This is a genomic window from Candidatus Frankia alpina, assembly GCF_902806485.1.
In the GTDB taxonomy this organism is placed as follows: domain Bacteria; phylum Actinomycetota; class Actinomycetes; order Frankiales; family Frankiaceae; genus Frankia; species Frankia alpina.
In genome coordinates, this window is sequence record NZ_CADCWT010000194.1 from 1 (window position 1) to 9,621 (window position 9,621).

Genomic DNA, 9,621 nt, shown 5'->3' on the forward strand with positions numbered 1-9,621 from the left:
GGGGCCGGCACCTGGTGGAGGGTCATTGTCCTGCCCGGCCTCACGTACAGGGCATGGCCCTGACCCGGGACGGATGTCCACCGAGGGTGGTCCGAACGGCCCCCGGGTAGGCAACCTCTGGCGGCCGTGAGATCGCCGACGGACGGCGAGCATGAGAAGGAGAACCATCGAACGCCTGTGTTCAACTGTTCGACGGTGGAACGGGGCGTCGACCGTCAGGATCGTGAGACTTTCACGCAACCCCGGGAGAGGCCATGACCGTCCAGTATGTGCGGGATGCGCTGCCCGGCGCAGGAGCCGGCGACAGCCGCAACGCCGGCGCCTCGTCGCCGGGCATCCCCTCGGCCGGTGCCAGCCACCAGGCGGGGGATGCGACGGCCCCGGCCGGGCCGGCGCCGGCCGGCGGTGCGTCCGTGCCGCCCCGGCTGGACGCCCCGCTGCTCGCCGAGCTCGCCGCCTGCGAGACCCGCGAGACGCACAGCGCCGTGCTGTACCTGACCGCCGACCGCGTCTACAAGCGGAAAAAGCCCGTCAACCTGGGGTTCCTCGACTTCACCGAACGGCGGACCCGGGAGGCGGTGTGCCTGGCGGAGGTGGCGCTCAACCGCCGCCTCGCCCCCGACCTCTACCTCGGCGTCGCCGACCTGCGCGACGACTCCGGTGAGGTGATCGACCATCTGGTCGTCATGCGGCGGATGCCGGCCAGCCGCCGGCTGTCGACCCTGGTGCGCCGCGGGCACCTGCTCGGCCCCGCGTTGCGCTCGGTCGCCCGCGCCCTGGCCGTGTTCCACCAGCGGTGCGAGACGTCCCCGCTGATCGCCACCGCGGGGGAGCGGGCCACCCTGGAGGACCTGTGGCGGGAGGGGATGACCGGCATCGCCGCCTACCGCGGCACCCAGCTCGACGCGGCGGTCGTCGACGACATCGGCCGCCTGGCGCTGCGCTACCTCGCCGGACGCGCCGAGCTGCTCGCCGAACGCACCCGGGCCGGCTGGATCCGCGACGGGCACGGCGATCTGCTCGCCGAGGACATCTTCTGCCTCGACGACGGCCCTCGCATCCTCGACTGCATCGAGTTCGACCCGAGACTGCGCTTCGGTGACGTCCTCGGCGACGTCGCCTTCCTCGCGATGGACCTGGAGCGACTCGGCGCCCCCGAGGAGGCCGCCGAGTTCCTGGAGGCCTACCGCGAGTTTTCCGGCGAGGTGCATCCCCGGTCGTTGCAGCACTTCTACGTGGCCTACCGGGCGTTCGTGCGCGCGAAGGTGGCCTGCATCCGCGGCGGGCAGGGCGATCCCGACGCCGCGGAGAACGCCCGCCGGCTGCTCGCCGTCGCCCACCGCCACCTGCGGGCCGGCCGGGTCCGCCTCGTCGTCGTCGGCGGGCTGCCCGGCACCGGCAAGACGACGCTGGCCAGCCGGCTGGCCGAGGTCGGCGACGGCTGGGTGCTGCTGCGCTCGGACATCATCCGCCAGGAGCTCACCGGCGAGCTACCCGCCGAGGCGAGCCCGCAGCAGCCCGCCGGCGCCTCGCCGCCGACCGGGGGGGACGCCTCGACCTTCGACGCCCAGTTCGGGGTCGGCCGCTACGCCCCGGAGATCACCGACGCGACCTACGCCGAGATGCTGCGTCGGGCCCGGGCAGCGCTGTGCCGCGGGGAGAGCGTGGTGCTCGACGCGTCCTGGTCCAGCGCGCGCCACCGCGATGCCGCCGCCGACGTCGCCGCCGACGTCTGCGCCGACCTGGTGCAGCTGCACTGCGTGACCGCACCCGAGGTCGCCGCGGCGCGCATCGCCCGGCGGTTCGCCGCCGACTCCGACCCGTCGGCCCCGCCCGACTCGTCCGAGGCGGTGGTGGCCATCCACCAGGCGATGGCCGCGCGCGTCGACCCGTGGCCGTCCGCTACGGTGATCCGCACCGCCGTCACCGTCGCCGAGGCGCTGCAGGCCGTCCAGAGCCACCTGGACTAGACCGGGCCAACCCGGACTGACCGGGCCACCTGGACTGACCGGGCGAACATGACGGCGACCGACGCGCGCGCCGGCAGGTCGGTCGGGAAGTCGGGGCGGCGCGGCGGACTGCTACTTGTCGTGGACTGCTACTTGTCGATGCGGGTCGCGTAGACGGCCGCCTGGGTGCGGCTGGACAGCTCCAGCTTCTCCAGGATCGCCGAAACGTAGTTCTTGACGGTCTTCTCGGACAGGTGGATCCGCCCGGCGATCTGCCGGTTGGTCAGACCCTCGGCGATCAGGACGAGGATCTGGCGCTCGCGCTCGCCCAGTGCCGCGAGCTTGCGGTCCTCCGCCGGGCCCTCCCGCAGCCGGGTCAGCACCCGCTGGGTGACCGCGGGATCGAGCAGTGACCGGCCGGAGGCGATCGTGCGGATCGCCCCGACCAGATCGGTGCCCTTGATCTGCTTGAGCAGGTAGCCGGCGGCCCCAGCCATGATGGCGGCGAACAGCGCGTCGTCGTCGTCGTACGAGGTGAGGATCAGGCAGCCGATGTCGGGATGCGCCGAGCGCAGGTCGCGGCAGACGTCGATGCCGTTGCCGTCCTCCAACCGCGCATCGAGCACCGCCACGTTCGGTCTGGTGGCGGGGATCCGGCGCAGTGCCTCGGCCGCAGTGGACGCCTCACCGACGACGTCGACGTCCTCGGTCTCGGAGAGCATCTCTCGAATGCCCCGGCGGACGATCTCGTGGTCATCCAGCAGGAAGACCCGTACGGTACTCACAGTGTGACGATACCGCCCGGGTCGGGTGCCTCGGCCTTGATCGCCGGACGACCCCGCTCGAACGGGCCCCAGAGCATCCACACTCCGTACACCGCGCAGGCGAGCTGCTCGCGCCCGTGGGTCATCACGGAAAAGTCGCCGGTAGCTCACGGAAGGTACATCTCTTCATTCTCTGTATTTGATTATGGTCATACTGTTATCTCGACGGTGTCGTGTGGGAACAGCGCAGAGAGGCCCGGTCGGACCCGGGCCCGCCGGTCCGACCCCGCCCCGAGCTGGGTCCCGCCCGCGAGTTGGGCCCGGCCGGCCAGGTGGGGGTGAGCTGATGGAAACGGACCCGGTGCCCGGCGTGCCCGGCGTGCCCGGCGTGCCCGGCGTGCCCGGCGCAGCGACCCGCGCCCTCGGCCGCGGGTCGCTGCGCCGGTCGGCCTGGCTTGACGGCCTGCTGTTGGCGCTGGTCCTGCTGCTCGGCGCCGTCCTGCCCGACCCGGCCGCCTATTTCGTCCTCCGACTGGCCAGCCTCGCCACCCTGCTGCTGACGGTCGCCGTCGGGACCTTCACCGGGTGGCGCAGTGGTGGACGCGACCGCTGGTGGCGCTGGCTGGTCGCCGCGGCGATCCTCGCCCTCGACATCTCCGGCGGCGTCATCACCATCGACAACGGACCGACCATGCAGCCCCAGACCAGCGTCCCCCTGTCGACGCTCGGCTACAACCAGCTGCCGTTCGTCCTCTCGGGCCTACTCGTCCTCGCCGCCCTGCTACTCCACCCGGCCGCCCCGCCGGGCGCCAGGGCGACGCTCGGACGCCGATGGTGGATGACCACCCTGCTCGACAGCCTGATCTCAGTCGGCTCGGTGGGACTGCTGGCCTGGGTGTTCGCCCTGCGCAACCTGCTGAGCATCACCTCCGGGGACGTCGAGGCCCTCGTCGTCGCCGTCACGATCAGCGCCGTGAACCTTCTGCTCATCTGCGCGGCCCTGGTGCTGTGGATCTTCCGGCGTCCCTCGCCGGCGGTCGGCTTCGCCCTGTTCGGCGCCGGAATCACCGCCATCAGCCTCGGCGACCTGAACTACACCGTGACCGTCGCCACCGAGCATGCTCCCACCGTGTCGTTGTTCGACAGCTGCTGGATGATCGGCGGCCTCTGCCTCATCCTGGCCTACCTGACGCCCACGTCCGACCCGCATCCGTCGACGGCCGCGACAGCCCACGCCAGCACTGCCCGCCACGGCACGCCGTAGCGGGAACGGCGCATCAACCTGCGCTGGTGGCACATGGTCCTACCGCTGCTGCCCCTCACCGTGGCCGGCTTCGTCGTCCTCGCCGACATCCTGCACGGCCGCAGCATGCAGCTCGTCGACATCACCGTGCTCCTGCTCCTGCTCGGCCTGGCCCGCCAGATGATCACCCTCTCCGGCAACACCGGCCTGCTGCGCGAACTGGAAATCAGCCAGCGCCGGCTGCACGACCAGGCCTTCCATGACCCGCTGACCGGGCTGGCCAACCGGGCGCTGTTCAACGACCGGCTCGACCACGACCTGGCCCGGCAGCGACGCGACCACCGCCCCCTCGCCGTGCTCTACGTCGACCTCGACGACTTCAAGAAGGTCAACGACACCCTCGGCCACGCCGCCGGCGACCGGCTGCTGCAGGTGACCACCGGCCGGCTGGTGCGCGCCGTGCGCGCCGCCGACGCTGTGGCCCGCCTCGGTGGCGACGAGTTCGCGATCCTGCTCACCCCCGGCGGGGAAGACCCCACCACAGTCGGCATCCGGGTGCTCACCGCAGTGCGTGCCCCCGCGCTGCTCGCCGGCACCCGCCACAGCGTGTGCGCCAGCGTCGGGCTCGTCATCGCCGACGCCGCCGAGGAGCTGTCCGCCGAACTCCTGCTGCACCGCGCCGACGCGGCGATGTACCGAGCCAAGGCCACCGGCAAGGGCAGCCTGACGGCCTACGCCCCGACGGTCGACGATCGTTGCGGCGGCGCCGAGGGCTCCCCGCGCGTCGCGCTGACCCACGTGCTGCGCGGCGAACCCGCCGACGACACACTGTCGGTGCACTACCGGCCCGTCGTCGATCTGCCCACCGGGCGCGCCGCCGCCTGCCGTGCGCGGCTGCACTGGTCCCATCCCACCCTGGGGGACCTGCCGGCGGCCGCCCTGGTCCCCAGCAGCGAACGCGGCGGGCTCGCCCTCGCGATCACTCTGGCCACCTTTCACCTGGTCTGCGCCGACCTGCCCCGGTTGCGCGCCGGCCCCACCCCGCCGCCGGTGTTCCTCCCCATCCCGACCGCCCTGCCGGAGCCCGCCGCGCTCGTCGGCACCGCCTGCGACGCGATGCGCAACGGGCGGCTGCGCCCCGGCGACATCGTCATGGACCTCAGCGGCGGGGAGCGGGGCCTCGGCCTCGCCGAATCCGCCACCGGGCTGCGGCGGCTGCACGACTGCGGCTTCGGCCTGTGCCTGTCCGACTTCGGCGCCGGCGAGGCCAGCCTGGAGCTGCTACGCGCCCTGCCCGTGGACCTCGTCGCCCTCACCGCGGACTGGACCGCCCCCGACGGTGACCGCCGCATCGAGGCGGTACGCGGCGCCCTGCTCGGCCTGCTGCGCGAGCTGAGCGTCCGCATCATCGCCACCGACCTGACCGGCCCCGCCGAGGCCGCCCGCGCCAGCGGCGGCGAGGCCGACGCCCTGGCCCCCGCGAGCGCCGCCGCCGCGGCGGTCAGAGCCGGTCGACGGCGGTGACCCGAACCATTGCCACCCCGGCCTCGTCGGAGGCCGCGAGGTCGATCTGCGCACTGATCCCCCAGTCGTGGTCGCCGGCCGGATCGTCGAAGACCTGCCGCGCCGTCCACACCCCGGGCGCCTCGTCGAGCAGCAGCAGCCCCGGTCCGCGAGCATCCGGACCGGTGCCGATCTCGTCGTGCTCGCCGTAGTAGGCCTCCAGCGCCTGCTGCCAGCCCGCCGCGTCGAACACCGGCCCCTCCCCACCGGGCGCCTCCGCCGCCGGGGCGTCCAGCTCACCGAGCAGGTCGTAGCGGCGCAGCGCAGCCAGCTCCACCCGCCGGAACAACGCATTACGGACCAGCACCCGAAACGCCCGGATGTTGCGCGTCACGGCCGGCGGCCGTTCGTCGACCGCCGCCCCGGCGCCGCCCGCCGCGGCCTCGGGATCGGGGTTGCTCAACCGCTCCCACTCGTCGAGCAGGCTGGAGTCGGTCTGGCGCACCAGCTCCCCGAGCCACTCGGTGAGGTCGACGACCTCCTCAGTGCGCGCATCCTCCGGCACCGTCTGACGCAACGCCTTGTAGGCGTCGGCGAGGTACCGCAACAGCAGGCCCTCCGAACGGGCCAGCCCATAGAACGCCACATACTCGGCGAACGTCATCGCCCGCTCGTAGAGCTCCCGGGCCACCGACTTCGGCGCCAGCTCGTAGTCGTCGACCCAGGGATGACCCTGCCGGTAGGTCGCGAACGCCGCGGCGAGCAGCTCACCCAGCGGCTGCGGGTAGGTGACCTCCTCCAGCAGTTCCATCCGCCGGTCGTACTCGATCCCCTCGGCCTTCATCGCCGCCACCGCCTCCCCCCGCGCCTTGCTCAACTGTGCGTGCAGCACCTGGCGGGGGTTGTCCAACGTCGACTCCAGTACCGACAGCACGTCGAGGGCGTAGGTCGGCGACGCCGGATCGAGCAGCTCGAGCGCGGCCAGCGCGAACGGCGACAGCGGCTGGTTGAGCGCGAAATCAAGCTGCAGATCCCCGGTCACCCGCACGTTGCGGCCCAGCTCGTCGGGAGAGTCGAGCTTCTCCACCACACCCGCGGCCAGCAGCGCCCGGTAGATCGCGATCGCCCGGTGGATCAAGCGGCGCTGCGTCGCACGATCCGAATGATTGTCGGTGAGCAGATGACGCATCGACGAGAACGCGTCGCCGGGCCGGTTGACGACGTTGAGCAGCATCGCGTGCGTCACCGTGAACTGCGACGTCAACGGCTCCGGCTCGGCGCCGACAAGACGCTCGAACGTCGGCTCCCCATAGCCGACGGTGCCCTCCGGCGGCTTCTTGCGCACCACCTTGCGCCGCTTCTTCGGATCGTCGCCGGCCTTCGCCAACGCTCGCATGTTGTCCACCACATGATCGGGCGCCTGCACGACGACGTTGCCCACCGAGTCGTAACCGGCCCGCCCCGCCCGCCCGGCGATCTGGTGGAACTCCCGCGCCGAGAGTAGCCGCACCCGGGTCCCGTCGTACTTCGACAACGACGTGAACACCACCGTGCGAATCGGCACGTTGATCCCCACCCCGAGGGTATCCGTCCCGCAGATCACCTTCAGCAATCCCGCCTGCGCGAGCTGCTCGACCAACCGGCGGTACTTCGGCAGCATCCCCGCGTGATGCACCCCGATGCCATGGCGCACCAGCCGGGAGAGCACCTTGCCGAACCCGGCGGCGAACCGGAAGTTCCCGATCGTCGCCGCGATCGCATCCTTCTCCGCCCGCGACGACACGTTCACACTCATCAACGCCTGCGCCCGCTCCAACGCCTGCGCCTGGGTGAAGTGCACGACGTACACCGGCGCCTGATGGGTCTCGAGCAGCTCGCCGATCGTCTCGTGCAGCGGCGTCGTGACGAACCGGTAGAACAACGGCACCGGCCGCTGCGCCGAACGGACCACCGCCGTGGGCCGCCCGGTGCGCCGGGTCAGATCCGCCTCGAACAACGACACGTCGCCGAGCGTCGCCGACATCAGCACGAACTGGGTGCCCGGCAGCTCCAGCAACGGCACCTGCCACGCCCACCCCCGCTCCGGATCGGCGTAGTAGTGGAACTCGTCCATGACGACCTGACCGACGTCGGCGGCCACCCCGTCGCGCAACGCGATGTTCGCCAGCACCTCCGCCGTGCAACAGATGATCGGCGCGGTGTCGTTCACGCTGGCGTCCCCGGTCATCATCCCGACGTTCGCCGCCCCGAACATCGCGCACAGCGCGAAGAACTTCTCCGACACCAACGCCTTGATCGGCGCGGTGTAGAACGTCCGCCGCCCGGCGGCCAACGCCGCGAAGTGCGCCCCGGCCGCCACCAGGCTCTTCCCCGACCCCGTCGGCGTCGCCAGGATGACGTTCGACCCGGAGAGGATCTCGATGAGCGCCTCGGACTGGGCGGGATAGAGCTCCAGGCCCTGCTCACCGACCCAGGCGGTGAAGGCGTCGTAGAGGGCGTCCGGGTCCGGCTCGCCGGGTACACGGCCAGCAGCGCCGGTTGCCGGGATCTCGGATGCGGGAAGGTGGTCGGTGAGTGTCATGGTCTCTCGATCGTGCCTGACGCGCGGCGCGTCCGACCGGCGGGCACACCCCCGTCTACTGTTTGGGGCGGACCCGAACCGGTTCCGGTGGCCAGCACCCGTGACCCGGCTCGGAGAACCGACGAGGGTTTCCGGGTATCCGACGAACCTCGTGAGAGGAAATATGTGTTCTCCGAACCGACATCCCCAACGACATCCCAGCGCGTCGACGCCGACCTGAAGACCCCACTCGAACAGGCGATTCTGCTGCTCTTCCTCACCATCCCCCTCCTCGCGGTCATCGCGGCGGTGCCCGTGGCCTGGGGTCACGGACTGGGCTGGCACGACGTCATCATCGGCGGGGTGATGTACCTGGTCTCCGGCTTCGGGATCACCGTGGGCTACCACCGCCTGTTCACCCACGGTTCCTTCAAGACCGGCCGACCCCTGCGCATCGCCCTCGCCCTGGCCGGCAGCCTCGCCGTCGAGATGAGCGTCACCGACTGGGTCGCCGCCCACCGCCGTCACCACAAGTACTCCGACGGCGACGGCGACCCGCATTCGCCCTGGCGCTTCGGCCGCGACACCACCGGCGTGGCCAAGGGCTTCCTGCACGCCCACGTCGGCTGGCTGTTCAACCGCGAACGCACCGCCCCCGAGCGGTTCTGCCCGGACCTGCTCGCCGACCGCGACATCGCCGCCGTCTCGGCGGCGTTCCCCTGGTGCGTCGCCGCCTCCGTCCTGATCCCGCCGCTGGCCGGCGGGCTGTGGAGCATGTCCTGGACCGGCGCGGTCACCGCCCTGTTCTGGGGCTCCCTGGTACGCATCGCCCTGCTACACCACGTCACCTTCTCCATCAACTCGATCTGCCATCTCATCGGCGAACGGCCCTTCACCACCCGCGACCAGTCGAGGAACGTCAGGTGGCTGGCCGTCCCGTCGCTGGGGGAGTCCTGGCACAACCTGCACCACGCCGACCCCACCAGCGCCCGCCACGGCGTCCTTCCCGGCCAGCTCGACCCGAGCGCCGCGCTCATCCGCGGGTTCGAACGGCTCGGCTGGGCCCACGACGTGCGCTGGCCGACCGCCGAGCGCATCGCGGCCCGCCAGGCCCGCCCCGCCGAGTAGACACGCTGAGGCAGCCGACCCGATCAGCCGGCCATCCGGACCTCGCCACCGGAAGGCCGGGCCGATCCGCTCGGATCACCCCGCCCGCCGGCCCCCTCCCCGGAACGGTGCAGAACGCGCCCCGGCGGCTTCTTGCCCGAGACCAGCCAGTACCCCCGGTCATCACGCAGCCCGACGTACTGCGGGGGCTGGCAGACCCCGTTCACCCGGTGCGCGTCGAACCCGGTGGTGGCACCCGCGAACGTCGCATGGCAGCTCGGGCAGTGCGCCGCGGTCAGCGCCGTCCACCGGGCGTCGCACCCGCCGCAGCCGAGCAGGATGGGACGTTCGTACTCGATGTCCCGCCCCGCCATGAACCCACCCTTCCCCCGTGATACATCCGTCGTCGACGGGGATTCTTGCCGTTCCACGTTTCCAACGGGGGCATTTCCGCTTTCCGGTCACCATGCCGGTCCGTCCGACCACGGCTGCGCC

General features: G+C 71.8%; 8 protein-coding genes. 4 read left to right on the top strand and 4 right to left on the bottom strand.

The window, feature by feature from the left end:
* The first annotated feature begins 254 nt into the window (after positions 1–254).
* The gene (locus G6R25_RS17990; RefSeq protein ID WP_163553917.1) at positions 255–1,970 is read left to right on the top strand and encodes a bifunctional aminoglycoside phosphotransferase/ATP-binding protein; all 1,716 of its coding nucleotides are present in this window, start codon (positions 255–257) and stop codon (positions 1,968–1,970) included.
* A gap of 128 nt (positions 1,971–2,098) precedes the next feature.
* On the opposite strand, the gene G6R25_RS17995 is transcribed toward G6R25_RS17990, so the two are convergent.
* Both G6R25_RS17995 and G6R25_RS29050 read right to left on the bottom strand, forming a co-directional pair.
* Positions 2,099–2,734: a response regulator gene (locus G6R25_RS17995; RefSeq protein ID WP_163553918.1), complete on the bottom strand. Its 636-nt coding sequence runs from the start codon at positions 2,732–2,734 to the stop codon at positions 2,099–2,101.
* Entirely contained in the window at positions 2,731–2,862 is a 132-nt protein-coding gene (locus tag G6R25_RS29050; protein WP_268904179.1) for a hypothetical protein, read from the bottom strand. Before G6R25_RS29050 ends, G6R25_RS17995 begins: the two co-directional genes overlap by 4 nt.
* A 197-nt stretch (positions 2,863–3,059) precedes the next feature.
* Between G6R25_RS29050 and G6R25_RS18000 the strand changes: the two genes are divergently transcribed.
* Together G6R25_RS18000 and G6R25_RS18005 are read left to right on the top strand one after the other, a co-directional pair.
* Positions 3,060–3,977: a hypothetical protein gene (locus tag G6R25_RS18000; protein WP_163553919.1), complete on the top strand. Its 918-nt coding sequence runs from the start codon at positions 3,060–3,062 to the stop codon at positions 3,975–3,977.
* 33 nt (positions 3,978–4,010) lie between these two features.
* Positions 4,011–5,480 (top strand): diguanylate cyclase domain-containing protein, encoded by a 1,470-nt coding sequence (locus G6R25_RS18005; RefSeq protein WP_163553920.1) that lies wholly within the window; start codon positions 4,011–4,013, stop codon positions 5,478–5,480.
* On the opposite strand, the gene G6R25_RS18010 is transcribed toward G6R25_RS18005, so the two are convergent.
* Positions 5,458–8,040 carry a DEAD/DEAH box helicase gene (locus G6R25_RS18010; protein WP_235948930.1) on the bottom strand — a complete coding sequence of 861 codons (2,583 nt, stop codon included), beginning with the start codon at positions 8,038–8,040 and terminating at the stop codon, positions 5,458–5,460. The two genes, G6R25_RS18005 and G6R25_RS18010, sit on opposite strands and share 23 nt — an antisense overlap.
* 165 nt (positions 8,041–8,205) lie before the next feature.
* Here G6R25_RS18010 and G6R25_RS18015 point away from each other — a divergent pair, with 165 nt between their 5' ends.
* A complete protein-coding gene (locus tag G6R25_RS18015) occupies positions 8,206–9,147 on the top strand; it encodes an acyl-CoA desaturase (RefSeq protein ID WP_235948932.1) in 942 nt (313 codons plus the stop codon).
* 23 nt (positions 9,148–9,170) lie between these two features.
* Here G6R25_RS18015 and G6R25_RS18020 read toward each other — a convergent pair whose 3' ends face one another.
* The gene (locus G6R25_RS18020; RefSeq protein WP_163553921.1) at positions 9,171–9,500 is read right to left on the bottom strand and encodes an FDXHR family putative zinc-binding protein; all 330 of its coding nucleotides are present in this window, start codon (positions 9,498–9,500) and stop codon (positions 9,171–9,173) included.
* Positions 9,501–9,621 lie beyond the last annotated feature (121 nt).